At 68.6% G+C, this 18,667-nt stretch carries 20 protein-coding genes; 11 read left to right on the top strand and 9 right to left on the bottom strand.

Annotated elements, in window-relative coordinates; genetic code table 11:
- Positions 1–358: 358 nt before the first annotated feature.
- Positions 359–1,135, top strand: a complete 777-nt coding sequence (locus QH168_RS04380; RefSeq protein ID WP_280233101.1) for an MHYT domain-containing protein — start codon at positions 359–361, stop codon at positions 1,133–1,135.
- A gap of 67 nt (positions 1,136–1,202) precedes the next feature.
- Here QH168_RS04380 and QH168_RS04385 read toward each other — a convergent pair whose 3' ends face one another.
- Both QH168_RS04385 and ppgK read right to left on the bottom strand, forming a co-directional pair.
- Positions 1,203–2,564, bottom strand: coding sequence for an RNA polymerase sigma factor (locus QH168_RS04385; RefSeq protein WP_280233102.1), 1,362 nt, complete (start codon positions 2,562–2,564; stop codon positions 1,203–1,205).
- 170 nt (positions 2,565–2,734) lie between these two features.
- Complete coding sequence (gene ppgK / locus QH168_RS04390; protein WP_280233104.1) at positions 2,735–3,493, bottom strand: polyphosphate--glucose phosphotransferase; 759 nt, start codon at positions 3,491–3,493, stop codon at positions 2,735–2,737.
- Between the two features lie 168 nt (positions 3,494–3,661).
- Between ppgK and QH168_RS04395 the strand changes: the two genes are divergently transcribed.
- Positions 3,662–4,594, top strand: a complete 933-nt coding sequence (locus QH168_RS04395; protein WP_280233105.1) for an inositol monophosphatase family protein — start codon at positions 3,662–3,664, stop codon at positions 4,592–4,594.
- 10 nt (positions 4,595–4,604) lie between these two features.
- On the opposite strand, the gene cei is transcribed toward QH168_RS04395, so the two are convergent.
- Positions 4,605–5,282: an envelope integrity protein Cei gene (gene cei / locus QH168_RS04400; RefSeq protein ID WP_280233106.1), complete on the bottom strand. Its 678-nt coding sequence runs from the start codon at positions 5,280–5,282 to the stop codon at positions 4,605–4,607.
- Here cei and QH168_RS04405 point away from each other — a divergent pair.
- Both QH168_RS04405 and QH168_RS04410 read left to right on the top strand, forming a co-directional pair.
- Positions 5,266–5,544: a hypothetical protein gene (locus tag QH168_RS04405; RefSeq protein ID WP_280233107.1), complete on the top strand. Its 279-nt coding sequence runs from the start codon at positions 5,266–5,268 to the stop codon at positions 5,542–5,544. The genes cei and QH168_RS04405 overlap by 17 nt on opposite strands.
- A gap of 111 nt (positions 5,545–5,655) precedes the next feature.
- A complete protein-coding gene (locus tag QH168_RS04410; RefSeq protein ID WP_163823125.1) occupies positions 5,656–5,958 on the top strand; it encodes a DUF4193 domain-containing protein in 303 nt (100 codons plus the stop codon).
- An 87-nt stretch (positions 5,959–6,045) separates the two neighbouring features.
- Here the strand turns inward: QH168_RS04410 and QH168_RS04415 are convergent, their stop codons facing one another.
- Positions 6,046–6,561 (bottom strand): DUF3093 domain-containing protein, encoded by a 516-nt coding sequence (locus QH168_RS04415; protein ID WP_280233108.1) that lies wholly within the window; start codon positions 6,559–6,561, stop codon positions 6,046–6,048.
- Positions 6,562–6,634: 73 nt separating this feature from the next.
- Here QH168_RS04415 and dut point away from each other — a divergent pair, with 73 nt between their 5' ends.
- Positions 6,635–7,135: a dUTP diphosphatase gene (dut, locus tag QH168_RS04420; protein ID WP_280233109.1), complete on the top strand. Its 501-nt coding sequence runs from the start codon at positions 6,635–6,637 to the stop codon at positions 7,133–7,135.
- Positions 7,136–7,139: 4 nt separating this feature from the next.
- The gene (locus tag QH168_RS04425) at positions 7,140–8,096 is read left to right on the top strand and encodes a DUF3710 domain-containing protein (RefSeq protein ID WP_280233110.1); all 957 of its coding nucleotides are present in this window, start codon (positions 7,140–7,142) and stop codon (positions 8,094–8,096) included.
- A 45-nt stretch (positions 8,097–8,141) separates the two neighbouring features.
- Here QH168_RS04425 and QH168_RS04430 read toward each other — a convergent pair whose 3' ends face one another.
- Positions 8,142–8,837 (bottom strand): alpha/beta fold hydrolase, encoded by a 696-nt coding sequence (locus QH168_RS04430; protein ID WP_280233111.1) that lies wholly within the window; start codon positions 8,835–8,837, stop codon positions 8,142–8,144.
- Positions 8,838–8,961: 124 nt separating this feature from the next.
- On the opposite strand from QH168_RS04430, the gene QH168_RS04435 reads away from it, so the two are divergent.
- The 3 genes from QH168_RS04435 (at position 8,962) to QH168_RS04445 (ending at position 10,858) form a co-directional block, all read left to right on the top strand.
- Positions 8,962–9,366, top strand: a complete 405-nt coding sequence (locus QH168_RS04435) for an OB-fold nucleic acid binding domain-containing protein (protein WP_280233112.1) — start codon at positions 8,962–8,964, stop codon at positions 9,364–9,366.
- A gap of 3 nt (positions 9,367–9,369) precedes the next feature.
- The gene (locus QH168_RS04440; protein WP_280233113.1) at positions 9,370–10,095 is read left to right on the top strand and encodes a DUF3159 domain-containing protein; all 726 of its coding nucleotides are present in this window, start codon (positions 9,370–9,372) and stop codon (positions 10,093–10,095) included.
- 127 nt (positions 10,096–10,222) lie between these two features.
- Positions 10,223–10,858, top strand: coding sequence for a sigma-70 family RNA polymerase sigma factor (locus QH168_RS04445; protein WP_280233114.1), 636 nt, complete (start codon positions 10,223–10,225; stop codon positions 10,856–10,858).
- A gap of 74 nt (positions 10,859–10,932) precedes the next feature.
- Here the strand turns inward: QH168_RS04445 and QH168_RS04450 are convergent, their stop codons facing one another.
- Together QH168_RS04450 and QH168_RS04455 are read right to left on the bottom strand one after the other, a co-directional pair.
- Positions 10,933–11,604: a potassium channel family protein gene (locus tag QH168_RS04450; protein ID WP_280233115.1), complete on the bottom strand. Its 672-nt coding sequence runs from the start codon at positions 11,602–11,604 to the stop codon at positions 10,933–10,935.
- 3 nt (positions 11,605–11,607) lie between these two features.
- Positions 11,608–12,273, bottom strand: coding sequence for a potassium channel family protein (locus tag QH168_RS04455; protein WP_280233116.1), 666 nt, complete (start codon positions 12,271–12,273; stop codon positions 11,608–11,610).
- A 192-nt stretch (positions 12,274–12,465) separates the two neighbouring features.
- Between QH168_RS04455 and QH168_RS04460 the strand changes: the two genes are divergently transcribed.
- Positions 12,466–14,454 (top strand): APC family permease, encoded by a 1,989-nt coding sequence (locus QH168_RS04460; protein WP_280233117.1) that lies wholly within the window; start codon positions 12,466–12,468, stop codon positions 14,452–14,454.
- A gap of 28 nt (positions 14,455–14,482) precedes the next feature.
- Positions 14,483–15,877: a class I SAM-dependent RNA methyltransferase gene (locus tag QH168_RS04465; protein WP_280233118.1), complete on the top strand. Its 1,395-nt coding sequence runs from the start codon at positions 14,483–14,485 to the stop codon at positions 15,875–15,877.
- A 130-nt stretch (positions 15,878–16,007) separates the two neighbouring features.
- On the opposite strand, the gene QH168_RS04470 is transcribed toward QH168_RS04465, so the two are convergent.
- Together QH168_RS04470 and glsA are read right to left on the bottom strand one after the other, a co-directional pair.
- Positions 16,008–16,685: an SIMPL domain-containing protein gene (locus QH168_RS04470; protein WP_280233119.1), complete on the bottom strand. Its 678-nt coding sequence runs from the start codon at positions 16,683–16,685 to the stop codon at positions 16,008–16,010.
- A gap of 85 nt (positions 16,686–16,770) precedes the next feature.
- Positions 16,771–18,636, bottom strand: coding sequence for a glutaminase A (gene glsA, locus QH168_RS04475; protein ID WP_432421027.1), 1,866 nt, complete (start codon positions 18,634–18,636; stop codon positions 16,771–16,773).
- Between the last annotated feature and the right edge of the window lie 31 nt (positions 18,637–18,667).

Here is an 18,667-nt window from a genome sequence, read left to right on the forward strand (position 1 = left end):
CAGCTGCCTTCGGGTGCATCGTCGCTCTCGGCTGGGTGCCGCCACGTAGGCGGTCATCCGCGATCGGTGGTCACGTGTCGAGCGACAAACGCAGCGCCGCCGGGGCACGCCGATGAGTTGCCGGTGGCGTGGGTGGGACAGACGGTAGATCTCTCGTGGGCCGCGGGTGCAGGATCGCGGGAGTCGGCCTGCTGCTGTGCCGGACTTCTGCCGTATTCGGCCGTCCCTTCTTCGATCGAACGTCATCCTGTTTAAAAGGAAACTAGTACTGTAAATTTCCTACCTGCGGATCCTTGTTCATCGAAGGCTCGGGTCATGCCGTGGCGTGGTTCGGGTCAGGCCAAGCTAGGGAGCTCGTGTGCCCACGATCGATCACTTCAGCTATGGGTGGCTCACACCCGTCGTCGCGTACCTCATGTCGTTCACCGGGTCATTGCTGGGGCTACGCTGCATGGCGCGGGCGCGATCGGCGTCGATGCGCGACGGTTGGATGGTCGCGGCGGCCGTCGCCATCGGCGGTACCGGCATCTGGGTCATGCACTTCATCGCCATGCTCGGCTTCACCATCGACGGCGCCTCGATTCGCTACAACGTGCCGATAACGCTGGTCAGCGCGCTCATCGCCATGGTGGTGGTGTGGATCGGGCTCGGCGTGGCGCAGCGGCGCACCTGGGGTCCGCGCGCCCTGTTGATCGGCGGTGCGATCACCGGAGCGGGGGTCGGCACCATGCATTACTGCGGTATGTACGCGATGAAATCCGATGCCGCGCTCGCCTACAACGGTTGGATCGTCCTGGCGTCCATGGTGATCGCGGTGATCGCCGCAACCGCGGCACTGTGGTTCACCCTGCATGTGCGCGGCACTCTCGCGACCGTCGGCGCCGCCGCCGTCATGGGTGTCGCGGTGTCGGGGATGCATTACACCGGCATGTTCGCCATGCGCGTGCACGATGTCGCGCATACCCATCAACCGTCGGGCGCGGGCGCGGGACAACTGCTGACACCGCTGACCGTCGGTGTCAGCATGCTGACGGTCGTACTACTGCTGCATCTGGCCATGACCGACGCCGGGGAACCGGAGACCCGCACGACCCGCCCGCGGCGCCCGGCCCAGTACTGGCCGACCCGGGAGTGACCAACCGAACGACAACGGCCCGCGCCTCGCCCTCGGAAGGGCGAGACGCGGGCCGCTATCGGACGGTCTAGTCCAGGTAGTCGCGCAGGACCTGTGAGCGGCTCGGGTGACGCAGCTTGCTCATGGTCTTGGACTCGATCTGGCGGATGCGTTCGCGGGTGACCCCGTAGACCTGGCCGATCTCGTCGAGGGTGCGCGGCTGGCCGTCGGTCAGGCCGAAGCGCAGCCGGACCACGCCCGCCTCACGTTCGGACAGCGTCTCCAGCACCGACTGCAACTGATCCTGCAACAGCGTGAAGCTCACCGCGTCGACCGCGACGACGGCCTCGGAGTCCTCGATGAAATCGCCGAGCTGGCTGTCGCCCTCGTCGCCGATGGTCTGGTCCAGCGAGATGGGCTCACGCGCGTACTGCTGGATCTCCAGCACCTTCTCCGGCGTGATGTCCATTTCCTTGGCCAGCTCCTCCGGCGTGGGCTCGCGGCCCAGGTCCTGGAGCAGCTCGCGCTGGATGCGACCGAGCTTGTTGATGACCTCGACCATGTGCACCGGGATGCGGATGGTGCGGGCCTGATCGGCCATGGCGCGGGTGATGGCCTGCCGGATCCACCAGGTGGCGTACGTGGAGAACTTGTAGCCCTTGGTGTAGTCGAACTTCTCCACCGCGCGGATCAGGCCGAGGTTGCCCTCCTGGATCAGATCCAGGAACGCCATACCGCGACCGGTGTAGCGCTTGGCCAGCGAGACCACCAGGCGCAGGTTGGCCTCGAGCAGATGGTTCTTGGCGCGGTTGCCGTCGCGGATGATCCAGTTGAAATCGCGGCGGGTGGCCACCGGCAGTTTCTCGCCCTGCTCGGCGAACTCGCGCATCTTCTCCGCCGCGAACAGGCCGGCCTCGATCCGCTTGGCGAGTTCGACCTCCTCCTCGGCGTTGAGCAGCGCGACCTTGCCGATCTGCTTGAGATAGGCGCGCACCGAGTCGGCGGAGGCGGTGAGTTCGGCATCCTTGCGGGCCTGGCGCAGGGCCTCGGATTCCTCCTCGTCCCAGACGAAATCGCCGGAGGCCTTGTCCGCGGCGGACGGCTCCTCGGCCGCCTCCTCGGTCTCCTCGGCGACCTCTTCGACCAGTTCCTCGCCCTCGTCGGTCAGGTCGTCCTCGGAGACTTCGAGATCACCGAGATCCTCGACATCCATCGACTCGTCGTCGAGATGCTCCTCGCCGTCCTTGCCCTTGGGCGCGGCCTTCTTGGCCCCGGCTTTCTTGGCCGGTGCCTTCTTCGCCGCGGCCTTCTTGGCGGGAGCCTTCTTGGCGACGGCCTTCTTCGCCGGAGCCTTCTTGGCGGCAGCCTTGCGAACCGGCCGTGCTTCGGTTACATCGTCGGAGTCGGCGTCGGCCGATTCGGCGGTCTGACGGGTATTCGTGGCTACCACGTACGCCCTTTCGTGACGGTCTCGTGCGGCGTCACGCCAGAGTAGATTTCCGGCGGAGCGGTCTGTCGGGTTGCACCGGCCAGCGCCGGTCGGGTTTCACCGGCTCACCGCCGGGCAGTTCCATTGTAACGATCGGACCCGCATGGTCTCGCCTCCGATGCCGGGAACCGCTAAGGTGCGATCCCCGCATCGATGGCCATGGCCGCTCCGACGATGCCCGCGGTGTTCTTCAAATTCGCCGCGATCACCGGAGTTCGGTTGGTCAGCAAGGGTATCCACTGCGCTGCATCCCGGCTGATCCCGCCGCCCGCGACGAACACTTTCGGCCAGAAAAGGTTCTCCAGGCCGATCAGCACGGTACTCACCTGCTTGGCCCACTGCTGGTACGACAGGCCGTCGCGATCCTTGATCGATGCGGCGGCGCGATGCTCGGCCTCCATCCCGCCGATCTCGATATGGCCCAGCTCGCTGTTGGGTACGAGGGTGCCGTCGTACAGCAGCGCCGAGCCGATACCGGTGCCGAAGGTCAGCAGCAGCACGAGGCCGTCGAAGTCCCTGGCCGCCCCGTAGCGGTCCTCGGCCAGCCCCGCGGCGTCGGCGTCGTTGAGGACGGTCACCTCGCGCCCGCCGAGCGCCGCGCTGAACAGCGTTGTGGCGTCGGTGCCGATCCAGGCCGGGTCCACATTGGCGGCGGTGCGCGCCGCACCGTCGAGCACCACGCAGGGCAGGGTGATCCCCACCGGGCCCTTCCAGCCCGCCTGGGCGACCAGATCGGCGACCGTCTCGGCTACCGCATGGGGCGTCGCCGGTTGCGGGGTCGCGATCTTGATGCGCTGATGGACGAGTTCGCCGGTGGCCAGATCCACCGCGGCGCCCTTCACGCCGCTGCCACCGATATCGATCCCGAATGCGTGCCCCCGAGCGGACATGACGGTTCCTCGTTCCCTGTGCCTGGCCAGTACGGATTCCGTGCCGCCGCACCGGGGCATCGCGGCCGCCTGCGGGCGCGCGAACGGGTGCCCGACGACGGCATTGTGTCGTGCACGACAAGAGTAGTGGCCGGTGGTCGCTGGGCGGTTCGCAGGATCTGTGGTGCGATGGAGTGCGTGCCGGAACCGATATCGTCGCGCAGCTCCGCTGCCGTGACCACCGACGATCCCGAAACCACCCCGTCCGACGCGGCCGAGCTGCGCCGCGTCGCGGTCGAGCTGGCCGAGACGGCCGCCGCGCATGTGCGCGCCCGCAGACCGCAGGTCTTCGGACCCGCCGCCACCGAGGTCGAAGGCGCCGTGCGGACCAAGAGCACCCCGACCGATCCGGTGACGGTGGTCGACACCGAGACCGAACAGGTCGTGCGGACCATGCTGGCCCGGCTGCGGCCGGCCGATCACATCCTCGGTGAGGAGGGCGGCGGCGATCTCGGCCGCGCCGACGACGACACCGTGGTCTGGGTGGTCGATCCGATCGACGGCACCGTCAACTTCCTGTACGGGATACCGGCCTACGCCGTATCGGTGGCCGCCATGCGGGCGGGCCGGTCGATCGCGGGCGCGGTGGTCGACGTCGCCGCCGCACAGACCTACCGTGCCGCCCTCGGGCTCGGCGCCGAACGCGTCGACGCCGACGGCTCGGTGCATCCACTGCGCTGCACGCCGGTGGAATCGGTGCGCATGGCATTGGTCGCGACCGGATTCGGTTACGGCGTGGCGCGGCGTGCCCGCCAGGCCGCGCTGGTGGCCGAGGTGCTGCCGCGGGTGCGTGATATCCGGCGGATCGGGGCGGCGGCGCTGGATCTGTGCATGGTGGCCGAGGGCCGGGTCGACGCGCACTACGAACACGGTCTCAATCCGTGGGACTGGGCCGCCGGTGCGCTGATCGCCACCGAGGCCGGTGCCCGGGTGATCCATCCACCGGCAACCACCGGCGGCGCCGCGGGAGAGCTGGTCGTCGCGGCCGCGCCGGGGATCGCCGAGGAGCTGCTGGCCCTGCTGGACGAGCTAGGGGTGAGCGCGCCCATCCCCGAGCCCTAGGCGGTTTCGCTCAGCAGCGAGCGTGTCTGGCCGCGTCGAGCAGCTCGATATCGAGGGCGGGGGTGGCGCCGGAGGCCGGGTTCTTCAGCGAACGCAGCACCTCTTCGGCGTCGTTCGAGGGCTGGATATCGCGGAACAGCGAACCGAGGACGAGGTCGACGGTGTCGTCGGCGCGTTTGTCCTCGATCAGTTCGGCGCACGGCACGGCCAGCTGTACGGCCGCGGCGGCCCGGCGGCCGTCCACACCGAAGCGGATCTGGCCCATGCATTCCAGATCGCCGTTGACGTATACCGAATCGTTGCCATAGGGCTCGCCCGGGACACTCCCGAAGCCGAGGTCCCCGAGCTGGGCCGCGGCGTGGGCGGCCTGCCCGCGCTGGTTGTTGGCGTTGAGTACGCGCACCTTGGTGTCGGCGAGGGCGGCCGGTTCCACATCCTCCAGTCGGCTCGCACCGACGCGCTGACCCAAGGCGGGCTGCGGTTCGGCGCCCGGCTCGGTGGCCGGGCTCGGCGAGTTGCACGCCATCGCCGTGTAGTCGGTGTCTTCGGTGGTCAGCGCCTTGATCCACACGATCGTGCAGATCAGGGCCAGTACCGCGACCAGGACGAGCCATGGCTGTAGGCGCCGTCGGATGAAGGGTCGACCCCGTGAATCCGATGCGCTGCCTTCGGTGATCAGTGAAACCACCAGGACACTCTACGAAAATGTCCGGCCGATCCATGCAGCCGCCGTGCCGTTGGTCTCGATCCGTGACGTCGATGGTGTCGATTCCCCGACGGTTTCGACTCGGCTGTGTTTTGATTGCGACTTTTCTCCGGCGGTCCGCTATTGTCTGGCGGCCCAGATCGAAACGCCGGTCCGAAAATCGGTGGTTGGTCGCGGGAACAAGCAGGGCATGTTCAGCGTTGTCCGACTGCTATCCGGTGCAGAACCTCAGAATCTGCCCTGATAGGGGACCGGTACACGTGTGATGTGTGCCACCGGCGGGGCGGTGTGGACAACCGACAGGAATGTCCGCGCCGATCCGGGATATACGGAGTAAGGACGAGGGGAAGACGACATGGCAACCGACTATGACGCACCGAGGCGCACCGAATCCGACGAGGTGTCGGAGGATTCGCTGGAGGAGCTGAAGGCTCGTCGCAACGAGGCTCAGTCCGCCGTCGTGGATATCGACGAATCCGATACCGCGGAGTCGTTCGAGCTTCCCGGCGCGGATTTGTCCGAAGAAGTACTGACGGTACGGGTGGTGCCGAAGCAGGCCGACGAGTTCACCTGCTCGAGCTGTTTCCTCGTGCATCACCGCAGCCGCCTGGCCAGCGATAAGGGCGGCCAGATGATCTGCATGGACTGCGCGGCCTGAGCGCGCGCCCGATAACGCCACGGCCCCGCGACCCGGGATCGCACTTCCCGTCGTCGGGGCGGCAGACCGCGCCGTCGGGCGAGGACCTCAGTCCGCGCTCGACAGCCCCAGCGCGGCCAGGACCCGTTCGGGCCGACGCGTACTGATCAACCAGTACGGAGTCGGGTCGTCCGGGTCGTCCAGGACAAGCAACACCATCGATCCGATCCACGGGCGATGTTGCACATAGGCGGCGGGGTCGAGCTGACGACCCAGCGCCGCGCTCTTCGCGCTCGCGGGCACCTCGGCCGCGCGGGCGATGAATTCGACCGGGAGATGCGCGCGATCCACGCGCAGCTCCGGTGCGCCGTTCGCATCGGCGGCCACGGCCACCCGATGTCTGCTCAACCACAGCAGCACCCACACCGGCACCGGGAACAGCAGTGCGTAGGGCAGCCATGCCCGCACGCCAGGTGCGCCCATATGGATCTCCGCGGCCAGCAGACCGGCGATGGCGAATGCCACCGGCCACCACCACAGCGGTACCCACAGACGCTCTCGGTAGACGGGCGGACCCGGCCGGGTCGTGCGCTCGGTATCGGCTGGTACGGGCTGGTCGGACACAACTCAAGAGTAAGCCAGCGGCTCGCCGGGACTCCGCACAGGTACGACCGGGAAACGCGTAGGCTCGTGCTACGTGAGCGCCCTTTCACCGATACCTCTGCTGCGGCTCGATCCCGGCATCCCCGTGCCCACGCGTGCCCATCCCGGCGACGCGGGCGTGGACCTGTGCACCACCGAGGACGTCATCCTGGAACCGGGGGAGCGGGTGCTGGTCGGCACCGGCATCGCGGTCGCCCTCCCGGTGGGCACCGTCGGCCTCATCCATCCGCGTTCGGGGCTGGCCGCCAAGACCGGACTGTCGGTGGTGAACACCCCCGGCACCGTCGACGCGGGGTATCGCGGCGAGATCAAGGTGTGCCTGATCAACCACGATCCGCGTACGCGCATCGAGCTGCGCCGCGGTGACCGGATCGCCCAGCTGCTGGTGCAGCGCGTGGAACTGGTGGATTTCGCCGAGGTCGACCGGCTGGACGAAACCACGCGCGGTGCGGGCGGTTACGGCTCCAGCGGTGGACACGCGAGTCTGAGCGCATCCGTCGACGCCGCGCCGTCGGCGACCGGCAAGGAGGAATGACGCGATGTTCGGGAAGAAGAAGGTCCGCCGGGACAGACCCGTCGACGATGACCGCTACGACGAATCCGACGAGTACACCGAGTTCGACGGTGACGAATACGACACCGACGAATACCCCGAGTACTCCGACGATTTCGCCGAGGCGCTCGCCGACGACGAGGACTATGACGAGGACTACGAGGACTCCGGCTACCACCGGGCCGACGACGCGGCGGCCGAGGACGACGCCGAGCAACGCACCGGACCCTATGACTACGAGGACGTCTCCGAGCTGCTCGACGCCGTCGCCGAACAACGGCTCGATCTCGGCTCGGTGATCTTGCCGGTGCCGCCGGGCGGGCAGCTCCAGGTCGAGATGACCCCGGAGGGCACCCCGCAGGCCGTGCATCTGGCCACCGACCACGGCCGGATCACCGTGGCCGCCTATGCGGCGCCGAAATCGCCGGGCCAGTGGCGCACCGTCGCCTCGGATCTGGCCGATTCGCTGCGCAAGGACGGTGCGAAGGTCGCCATCGAGACCGGGCCGTGGGGTCGGGAGCTGTTCGCCGTCACCGAGGGCGCGGATCTGCGCTTCATCGGTGTCGATGGCTATCGCTGGATGGTGCGGCTGGTCGCGGCGGGCCCGTCGGGCGCCGCGGACGCCGACAGCCCGCTGGTGGCGGCGGCCCGGACGATCCTCGGTGAGACGGTGATCCGCCGCGGCACCGATCCGCTGCCGGTGCGCGAACCCCTTCCCGTGGTGCTGCCGCAGGAGCTGGCCGATCAGCTCGCCGCCGCACATCAGCAACAGGTGCAGGCGCAGCAGCAGGCCGTCGCGGCCCAGCAGCAGGCGCTGGCCGCCCAGCAGGGCACACCGGGTGTGGTGCCGGGAATCTCGCCGGGCATGGGCAGGCCGGTTGCACCCGACCAGCCGCGCCGCGGGGCCGACGGTTCGGCCATGCAGCAGCTCGGTCGCAACTGAACCGGAGCACTCGTCGACGAGTCCGGCGGGTATCGCCCGCCGGACTCAGCCGAACGCGGCCGATCCGAGTCGTCCCAGAAGGCTCGGATCGGCACCCAGTTCGTCGAGGGTGAGTTCTTCCAGCACGGATTCGGGAATCAGCCGGGCCCACTCCTGGGCCACCGGCCACGGGTGTACCGGATCGTCGAGCGCGCCGACCACCGCCACCGGAGTGCGCAGGGTCTCCAGCCGCCGCGGCTCCGGCCATGTATAGGCGGCCGCTTCCTCCAGCGCTTCGGGCAGCGCGGGCCATTGTGCGCGCCACGAGCGGTCGAGCGCGTCACCGAGCCATGCCGGACTACCCGCCCGCATCCGCGCCACGACCTCCTCCAGACCATCGGCGCGCAGGGCGGCGGCGGTGCTCGCCGCGCTCGCGGCCGCGGGGCAGCCACCGGTATCCGGTCCGGTCCACGCGGGTAGCGCGGCCAGCACCCCGGCCGCGGCCTCCGGTCGCGCGCTGGCCCACTCGACGGCGACGGCAGCGCCGAGCGAGATCCCCGCGGCCAGTACCGGACCGCGTCGCGCGGCGGCGTCCAACGCCGCGATATAGCTCTCGACCACCGCGCGCGGGTCGGGTTCGACGGCGATCAGTTCGAGTCCGCGCTCGGCGCACGCCGGGCCGAACGCGCGCCGCGCGAAATGGGCGTCGGAGCCGGTACCTGGGAGCCCGACAACGACGGCGGGCGCGGGTGAGTCGAACATCGGGACCGAGCGTAGCGGTGCGCTGGTTGCCCATCTACAGTGGCGTTGTACGGCCGCAGACGGTCGTGCGAACAACGAGATGGTCGTGCGACCCACGTCCATCAGCTCTACAGGAGACCGAGCAATGTCTTCCTTCGGAGGAAGAAGGGCGGCTTCGAACCCCGCCTCGGGATATTTTCGCAGGCTCGGACGCAGACTGACCGAGGACATCGATCAGCTCGACGCCGAGGAGCTGGCCGAAACGGCCGACGCCTCGGGAGCCTGCCGGGCATCGGAGTGTCGCCGCGGCGACGAAGCGACGATGCTGGGACGTCTCCGTAGTGTGCAGGCGTGCCCACAGTCCGCAGGCGCGAGTGTGCAGGCGGAGTTCTACGACGGCACCGATGCCATCACCCTGGTGTGGATCGGGCGCAAACGCATTCCCGGTATCGAGTCCGGGCGGCGGATCATGGTCCGCGGTCGCGTGGGCGACCGGGACGGCCGCAAGGTCATGTACAACCCCTACTACGAACTGCGCGGGAACAACTGACGTATGCCATCGAGCGACGAGAACGCACCGACGCCCGCCGATCTCACCACGACCGCGCCGGGGCCTGCGCCCGACGGCACCGCCGGTGCGGAGGTCGATGCGGAGGTCGCCCGCCAGCAGACGCTGCTCGAACAGCTCGGTGGTTTCAGCGGCTTGATCTATTCGACCCTCCCGGTCCTGGTCTTCGTCCCGGTGAACACCGTCGCCGGGCTGACCGTCGCGGTCTGGGCCTCGCTCGGTGTCGCCGCCGCCATCCTGATCTGGCGGCTGGTGCGGCGGGATCCGGTGCAACCGGCGATCTCCGGGTTCATCGGCGTAGGCATCTGCGCCTTCATCGCCTACCGGATGGGGGAGGCCAAGGGGTTCTTCCTGTTCGGCATCTACACCAGCCTGGTGTACGGCGGTGTGTTCCTCGCCTCGATCCTGCTGCGGTGGCCGCTGGTCGGCGTCATCTGGGGTGTGCTCAACGGCCACGGCACCGAATGGCGCTCCGACCGCCGGGTGGTGCGGCTCTACGATCTCGCCACGCTGGCCTGGGTGCTGGTGTTCGGTTCCCGATACCTGGTGCAGTCGCATCTCTACGACACCGATCACACGGGATGGCTCGCTGTCGCCCGCATCGCGATGGGCTGGCCGCTGACGGCGGTGGTGCTGGCCGTGACGGTCTGGGCGGTGCGCAGGGCCGGGCATCTGCCGGTCACCCGCGAAGCCGCGGCCGATAAGGCCTGATCGCGCGGGTCGGCGTCGACTCGCCGCGAAGGTGGGGTGGTCTCCACCCTTGGGTGCCTGGCCGCGGCCGCGCATTCGGCAGACGATCGTTTCATCACCAGCAACGATCGCTGAGAGGACCGGCGAATTGGCTACCGAGCACATCACCGCCAGCACCCGCACCCGACGCAGGCAGACCAATCCGGCCCTGTCGGAGAGCCGCCGGGTATCGGCCGAGCTGAACAAGCTGATCGGTCCCGCCGCCACGGGTGATTCTCGTGCGGTCAGCGATATCCTGCGCCTGATCCACCCGCTGGTGCATCGCTACTGCCGGTCCCGGCTGGGCAATACCGCGCATTTGCAGGTCACCGCCGATGACGTCGTGCAGGAGATCCTGCTGGCCACCGTGCACGCCATCCCGCGCTACCGGGATCAGGGCAAATCGTTTCTGGCGTTCGTCTACGGGATCGCGGCCAACAAGGTCGCCGATGCCTTCCGCCGCTCACAGACCCATCCGGCCTATCCCACCGATGAGCTGCCCGATACCGCCTCGCAGGCGGCCGGTCCCGAGGAGTGGGCGCTGGCCTCCGAACGTCAGCGCGAGACCCGGCGGCTGATGGAGGTGCTCGCACCCGTGCATCGGGAGGTGCTGGTGATGCGAATCATCCTCGGCTGGACCGCGGCCGAGACCGCCGACGCCATCGGCACCAGCCCCGGCGTGGTGCGGGTGATGCAGCATCGGGCGCTGAACAAACTGCGCGCCGAGCTGAAGGTTGCTGCCTGATGCGGTGTGGGGCCGGAGGCGGTGGCGCAGCATCACCCCACGTAGGCCATGCGGGCACAGCGCGCAAGTCTGCGTCAGGCGTTGGCGCCGTGCGCGGCCAGCGCCGCTCGCAGCTCGTCCTCGCCCTCGGGGGAGGTGACGAACAGCAATTCGTCCTCTCCCTCGAACGGATCGTCGGCCTCGGGCACGATGACGCGTCCGCCGCGCAGGATCGTCACCAACGCGGTATCGCGCGGCAACTTCAACATGCGCACGGGCTTACCGGCGAGCGAGGTGTCCGGAGGCAGCGTCAGCTCGACCAGGTTGGCCTGGCCCTGGCGCAGGGTCATCAGCCGCACCAGATCGCCGACCGAGACCGCCTCCTCCACCAGTGAGGCCAGCAACCGCGGTGTCGATACCGCGACGTCGACCCCCCACGATTCGTCGAAGAGCCATTCGTTGCGCGGATCGTTGACCCGCGCGACGACCCGGCGCACCCCGAACTCGGTCTTGGCCAGCAGGCTGTGCACCAGATTGGCCTTGTCGTCGCCGGTGGCGGCGATGACGACCTCATAGGTTTCCAGTCCGGCGTCCTCGAGCAGGGCGAGTTCGCAGGCGTCGGCGTGCACCCAGATCGCGTCCGGGATGGCCGCTGGGTCGATGTGGTCGAGCTGGCGTTCGAGCAGCATCACCTGGTGCCCGTTGCGCAGCAGCTCCCTGGCGATGGATCGGCCGACGGCTCCGGCCCCGGCAATGGCGACCTTCATATCTCAGTCCTCGTTCGCTGGGGGCTTACCGGCGAGGGCGACGGCTTCGCCGACCGACCCGGATGTGGCGGCCACGTAGATGATGTCCTCGGCCTGCACCACGGTCTTGTTCTCCGGTAGTACGCCCTGGCCGAAGCGGATGATGAAGGCCACCCTGGCGCCGACGGTGCGTTCGAGATCGCGCACCGTGCGCCCGTACCAATCCTCGTGCAGGGTGAGCTGGGCGACGGCCACCGTGCCGGTGGGGTCGCGCCAGGTGGTGGTGCCCGCATCGCCGATCAGGGTGTGCAGGAACCGGTCGGTGGTCCACGGCACCGTGGCGATGGTGGGGATGCCGAGCCGTTCGTACACGGCGGCGCGCTTGGCGTCGTAGATCCGCGCGACCACGCGTTCGACGCCGAACATCTCCCTGGCCACGCGCGCGGAGATGATGTTGGAGTTGTCCCCGGAGGACACCGCGGCGAACGCGCCCGCGCGTTCGATTCCGGCGCGGGTCAGCACGTCTCGATCGAATCCGACGCCGAGCACCCGCTCGCCGGGGAAGTCCGGGCCGAGGCGCCGGAACGCGCTCGGATCGCGATCGATCACGGCGACCTCGTGACCTATCCGGACCAGGGCACGCGCGAGCGACGAACCGACGCGTCCGCACCCCATGATCACTACGTACACCGTGCAACCTCGTTCCTGGAACCGTGGCGTCCGGTCTGTTCGTCCGTCCGGGATCGAACCGTACTCGCCACGTGTTCCCAGACCCACGTTCCCCCCGCCAGGTCACATCAAACATGTCAGCACCGCATCGAACCGGGGAACTACCGTGACGTCCCGGGGCACAGCGACGGGGCGGGGCCTATGCTCGCTCCAGTGTCCAAGTTGACGACAGCGGCGAAGCGGATGCTGCTGGGCAGGCCGTTCCGCAGCGATTCGCTCGGTCATACCTTGCTGCCGAAGCGAATCGCCCTGCCCATTTTCGCCTCCGACGCCATGTCGTCGGTCGCCTACGCACCCGAGGAGATCTTCCTCGTGCTGTCGGCGGCCGGGATCTCCGCGTTCGTGTACGCGCCCTGGGTCGGTGTGGCGGTAGCGGTGGTGATGGCGGTCGTGGTCGCCAGCTATCGGCAGAACGTGCACGCCTATCCGTCCGGTGGCGGTGATTACGAGGTCGCCACCACCAATCTCGGCCCCAATGCCGGACTGACGGTCGGCAGCGCGCTGCTGGTGGATTATGTGCTCACCGTCGCGGTCTCGATCTCGTCGGCGGCTTCCAATATCGGTTCCGCGATTCCGTTCGTCGCCACGCACAAGGTGCTGTTCGCGGTGGTGGCGATCGCATTGCTCACGGCGGTGAATCTGCGTGGTGTCCGCGAGTCGGGCAAGACGTTCGCCATCCCCACCTACGCGTTCATCATCGGCATGTTCTTCATGCTCGCTTGGGGTCTGATCCGCATCTACGTCTTCGGCGAGGAGCTGACCGCCGAATCGGCGACCTTCGGCCTCGAGGCCGAGGACGAGCATCTGTACGGCATCGCCTTCGCGTTCCTCATCGCACGCGCCTTCTCCTCCGGCTGTGCGGCGCTGACGGGTGTGGAGGCCATCAGCAACGGTGTGCCCGCGTTCCGGAAACCGAAGTCGCGCAATGCCGCGACCACCCTGCTGATGCTCGGCGTCATCTCGATCACCCTGCTGATGGGCATCATCATGCTGGCGCAGAAGATCGGGATCGTCTACGCGCACAACCCCGACCATCTGGTCGGGGCGCCCGCCGACTACCACCAGAAGACGCTGATCGCCCAGCTCGCGGAGACGGTGTTCGAAGGTTTCCCGATCGGGTTCTTCTTCCTGACCGTGGTGACGGCGCTGATCCTGGTGCTGGCCGCGAACACCGCGTTCAACGGTTTCCCGGTACTCGGTTCGGTGCTCGCCCAGGACCGTTATCTGCCGCGGCAGCTGCACACCCGTGGCGACCGGCTGGCCTTCAGCAACGGCATCCTGTTCCTGTCCGGCGCCGCCATCGCCTTCGTGGTCCTGTTCGGCGCCGAGGTGACCAAGCTGATCCAGCTCTACATCGTGGGTGTGTTCGTCTCGTTCGTCTTGAGCCAGACCGGCATGCTGCGGCATTGGACCCGGCTGCTGCGCACCGAAACCGATGCCGCGCAGCGTTCCAGGATGAAGCGGTCGCGGGTGATCAACGCCATCGGCCTGTCGCTGACGGGCGCGGTGCTGGTGATCGTGATCATCACCAAGTTCTTTGCGGGCGCCTATATCGCCATCGCGGTGATGGTCGCCATCTTCATCGTGATGAGGATGATTCGGCGGCACTACGATTCGGTGGCCCGCGAACTGGACGAACACGAATGGGACGGTGTGCTGCCGAGCCGGACACATTCGATCGTGCTGGTCTCGCGGCTGCACCTGCCGACCCGTCGGGCGCTGGCCTACGCGCGGGCCACGCGGCCCGACACGCTGGAGGCGATCACCGTCAATGTCGATGATCCCGATACCAGGGCGCTGGTGCGCGAATGGGAGCGCAGCGATATCAACGTGCCGCTCAAGGTGATCGAATCGCCCTACCGTGAGATCACCAAACCCGTGCTCGACTACGTGAAGCGGGTGCGCAAGGACGCACCGCGCGATGTGGTCACCGTGTTCATCCCGGAGTACGTCGTCGGTCACTGGTGGGAGCAGGTGCTGCACAACCAGAGCGCGCTGCGGCTCAAGGGCAGGCTGCTGTTCGAACCGGGTGTGATGGTGACGAGTGTGCCGTGGCAGCTGAGTTCCTCCGCGAAGGCCAGAGCGGCCGGGGTGACCAACGCGCCCGGTGCGGTACGGCGTGGTTATGACGACCGGACGTGAGTGCGATGCGTGAACCGGGACGGCGTGGATGAGCGACTGGCGCGGGCAGACCTTCGAGGTACGGCTGGGACCGCCGGGCCACGGCGGGTTCTGTGTCGGGCGGCACGACGGTCGGGTGGTGTTCGTCCGGCACGGGCTTCCCGGCGAACTGGTACGTGCGCGGGTCACCGAGGACGCGGGCGGTTCGTTCTGCCGAGCCGATGCGATCGAGATCCTGGAGGCCTCGGCGGACCGAGTACCCGCCACCTGTCCGGTATCGGGACCCGGCGGGGCGGGCTGCTGCGATTTCTCACACGCCACACCCGCCGCGCAGCGCGGACTCAAAGCATCGGTGGTGGCCGAGCAATTGCACCGGATCGCCGGTATCGATCGGGAGATCACGGTCGAACCGCTCGACGCGGGCACCGCGACCGGCGGCTGGCGGACGCGGGTGCGACTACCGGTCGATGCGGCGGGCCGGGCGGGCGCGCACCGCTATCGCAGCACCGAGGTGATCGCCGATCTGCGCTGCCCACAACCCGTGCCGGGCGCGCTGGACGGGATCGCGGACCGGTTGTGGACGCCCGGCGCGGACCTGGTGATCGCCGTCGACGGCGACGGCGTGCGCCACATCGTGGAGTTGGCACCACCGGTCGACACCGGCACCGGTCGGGGGCGCGACCGGCGCGGCGACACCGGCGACAGCGAACGCGAGGGCCCGGGGCGCGGGCGCGCGGGAGACCGGCCGCATCATGGCAAGGGCGGTGGACCGCGGGGTCGCCGCGGTGCGGCGGGCCCCCGCAATACCGAACGGCAACGCGCCGCCGCACATCGTGCCGCGGCGCATGCGGTGCGCGACGAATGGCTGATCGAGGGCAGCGGGCGGGCCGTGGAGTATGTGGCGGGCCGTCGCTGGGAGCTGTCGGCCACCGGGTTCTGGCAGGCGCATCGCGATGCCGCACAACGCTATTCCGATGTGGTCGCGCAGTGGTCGGCGCTCGCTCCGGGTGCCACCGCATGGGATCTCTACAGCGGCGTCGGTGTTTTCGCGGCGCGGCTGGCCGATCAGGTGGGCCCGACCGGTGCGGTGCGCGCGATCGAATCCGCTCGCACCGCCGTCGCCGACGGCACCGCCGCGCTGACCGATCTGACGCATCTGCACCTGCGCGGCGGGCGCGTGGAACGCTGGGTCGCCGAGCACACCGGTGCGGCACCGGAGGTCGTCGTCCTCGACCCGCCGCGTGCCGGAGCGGGCAAAGTCGTCATCGGGGCGGTCGCCGCGGCGGCGCCGGACCGGATCGTCCACATCGGCTGCGACCCCGCCTCCTTCGCTCGCGACCTCGGTCTCTACCGCGCCGCGGGCTATGAACTCACCGCCCTACGTGCCTTCGACGCGTTCCCGGCGACCCATCACGTCGAATGCCTCGCGCTGCTGGAGCGTTGAGCGACGGGAGCTGCATAGGTGACGGCCGTATACAGCGTCGATGGGATCCGTCCGGGCAGTGCCGGGCCGTGTTCCGCATCGATGCGGCAGATCCCCGATCGATGCCATCGAGGTCCGGATGCGCCGCGGATCAGTCGAGTTGCCAGGTGACGCGCAGGTCGGCGGAGATCTCGGATTCACCGAGTTCCACCGGGACGGGTGCGGCGGCATAGGCGATCTCGGTGGCGCCGCGGGCCCGGGGGCGGTGGACCGGTGCCGGGGCGGAGGTGTTCTCGGTGATCTCCACGACCGCACCGAGAGGGCGCTCGGCGCGGTCGGCGTACTGCTGCGCCTTGGCCTTCGCGTTGTCCCATGCCGCATCGCGCGCGGCGGTGAGCAGGGTGTCCTGATCGGCGAAGGTCAGTTCCAGACCGCCGAGGCGGACATCGTCACCGCCGGCGTCGACGCAGTGCGCGATGACGGTGGCCGGACCGGGATCGGCCTCGTCGCCGATATCACGCAGCGCGACGGTGAGCGAGGTGCTCGCCAGATAGCCGGTGATCTTGTTGCCACCGCCCTCCACCCAGACCGTCTCGGTGCGCACCGACAGTCCGCTGGTGGCGATATCGGCACTCGCGACGCCGTCCGAACGCAGCGATTCGGTCACCGCCGCGACCCGCTCACCGGCACGGCCGTAGGCCAGCGCGACTTTGCTCGCCCGGCTCTCCACCGTGATGGTGACGCGCATCAGATCGGGGGTCGCCCGGGCGGTGCCGTGCCCGAACGTGGTGACCGTGCCCGTTGTCGCCGAAGACTTCTTCTTGCTCACACGTACTCCTGACTGTCGCCGAATCCTGTGCCGCAACTCCGTGCTCGCGGAGCCACCGCAGTCGATGTTCCCCGTCGCGCACGACTCAATAGTCCCCGCCGCGCACGGCGACCGCCCGCACCGCGGCGTCCATCTGCGCGTACGCACCGGCCGCGAGCCGTTCGAGCAGCGCGAGCTTGAGCTGCGGTGCCCGCTCGGCGAGCTGATCGAAGCGCTGCGGGCTCAGCACACCGACCCGCACCCCCGTCTCCGCCCGCACCTCGTTGACGAACGGCGACCCGACGAGCATCGGAATCTCCCCGAACGACATACCCGGCGACAGGGTCGCCAACCGATGCGAGCGCAGATCGCTGCCGTCGAAGGTGAGCCGCACCCGACCCTCGAGAATCAGATAGAGGCCCGACCGGTCGCTGCCGCGCTGCGCGATCACTTCGCCGCGAGCGAAGGTGCGGAGCTCGAATTCCTCGGCCAACCGGGCCCGATCGGCCGGGTCGAGCGCGGCGAGCGCCGGATGCTCCGGCACCGTCACCGACAGACATTGCCGTTCGGCCGCGTCGAGATGCGCATCGAGCACGATGTCTTCACACCATTCGGTGGCCGTATCGCGGTCGAGGAATACCCGGCCCCGCGGATCGGTGGGGTCAAGGCTCGAGACGAGATGGCCGAGTTTGCTGTCCGGGTCGACGATCGCGACCCGGCAGCCCGCTGCGGCGAGTTCGGCTTGTAGATCGTCGAGCATGCGCACCGCGATCGCGCTCACCTCTCCGACGCGTCGTAGATCGATCACCAGCGCCATCAGCTCACCGGCTTGTCGCTCGATGGCCCGCACCGCGCTTTCGGCCCCGGCGAACAACAGGTCGCCGTGGAGTTCGTAGATTCTGGCCTGATGCCCGAATTCGGCGAGCGCATCCATCTCCTCGGCGCTGCGCCGCAACCGTGACGGCACCTCCGCCACCGAGTACGTCTCCCGGATCGCCGTCCGTGCCGAGCGGGTGACGTGCAGGAAGTGCAGCTCCAGCCGCCGCGACAGCTCCCGGCACACCGCGACCCCGCGCACACTGTTGCCGTGCTGATCCAGCCGAGGGGAGTACACCGCGAGGCCGATCTGGCCGGGCAGCACCGCGAGGATGCCGCCGCCGACGCCGCTCTTGGCGGGCAGCCCGACCGTCGCGACCCAGTCGCCCGCCGCGTTGTACATCCCGCAGCTGGTCATCACGCTGAGCACCCGCTCGGTCAGCGCCGCCGACAGCGCGCGCTCCCCGGTGATCGGATTGCGTCCGTTGTTGGCCAGCGTCGCGGCCATCAGGGCGAGATCACGGCAGGTCACATCGATCGAGCACTGCCGGAAATAACGGTCGACCGCCTCGTCCGGATCATTGTCGATGATGCCGAAAGAACGCAGCATGTAGCCGATGGCGCGGTTGCGGAATCCGGTGCGCGCCTCCGAGGCGTAGACCGACTCGTTCATCCACAGCTCCCGTCCGGCGAACCGGGAGTAGCAGCGCCGCACCCGCTCGAAGCGGTCGGCGGAGTCGGTGCCGGTGATGAGGGAGGAGGCGGTGATGGCACCGGCGTTGATCATCGGATTGCGTGGCCGTTCGGTCACCGGATCGAGGCTGATCTCGTTGAACGGCTCACCCGACGGCTCCACATCGATGCGGCTGTCGACCAGTTCCGCGCCCCGATCGGCCAGCGCCAGCGCGTAGGTCAGGGGTTTGGAGATGGATTGGATGGTGAACGGCGCGTCCACATCGCCGACGCCGTAGCGCAGACCGTCGGCGGTGGCCAGACACAGCCCGAACGAATCCGGCGCGACGGCCGCCAGTTCGGGGATGTAATCGGCCGGTGCCCCGGAATCCTCGTCGCGATACTGGCGGTGGACCTCGTCGAGGATGCGGGCCACCACCCCGAGATCGGCCACCGCTGTGCTCTGCTGTTCGCGCACGGTCACAGGCCCACTCTAAGCTGGGCAGCGTATGTCG

It is taken from the genome of Nocardia cyriacigeorgica (assembly GCF_029868385.1).
GTDB lineage: Bacteria > Actinomycetota > Actinomycetes > Mycobacteriales > Mycobacteriaceae > Nocardia > Nocardia cyriacigeorgica_F.

Bases quoted from the DNA above. Each gene is read 5' to 3' on its own strand.
- ppgK (WP_280233104.1), bottom strand. From the start codon at position 3,493: ATGTCCGCTCGGGGGCACGCATTCGGGATCGATATCGGTGGCAGCGGC.
- QH168_RS04395 (WP_280233105.1), top strand. From the start codon at position 3,662: ATGGAGTGCGTGCCGGAACCGATATCGTCGCGCAGCTCCGCTGCCGTG.
- QH168_RS04410 (WP_163823125.1), top strand. From the start codon at position 5,656: ATGGCAACCGACTATGACGCACCGAGGCGCACCGAATCCGACGAGGTG.
- QH168_RS04425 (WP_280233110.1), top strand. From the start codon at position 7,140: ATGTTCGGGAAGAAGAAGGTCCGCCGGGACAGACCCGTCGACGATGAC.
- QH168_RS04430 (WP_280233111.1), bottom strand. From the start codon at position 8,837: ATGTTCGACTCACCCGCGCCCGCCGTCGTTGTCGGGCTCCCAGGTACC.
- QH168_RS04435 (WP_280233112.1), top strand. From the start codon at position 8,962: ATGTCTTCCTTCGGAGGAAGAAGGGCGGCTTCGAACCCCGCCTCGGGA.
- QH168_RS04440 (WP_280233113.1), top strand. From the start codon at position 9,370: ATGCCATCGAGCGACGAGAACGCACCGACGCCCGCCGATCTCACCACG.
- QH168_RS04450 (WP_280233115.1), bottom strand. From the start codon at position 11,604: ATGAAGGTCGCCATTGCCGGGGCCGGAGCCGTCGGCCGATCCATCGCC.
- QH168_RS04465 (WP_280233118.1), top strand. From the start codon at position 14,483: ATGAGCGACTGGCGCGGGCAGACCTTCGAGGTACGGCTGGGACCGCCG.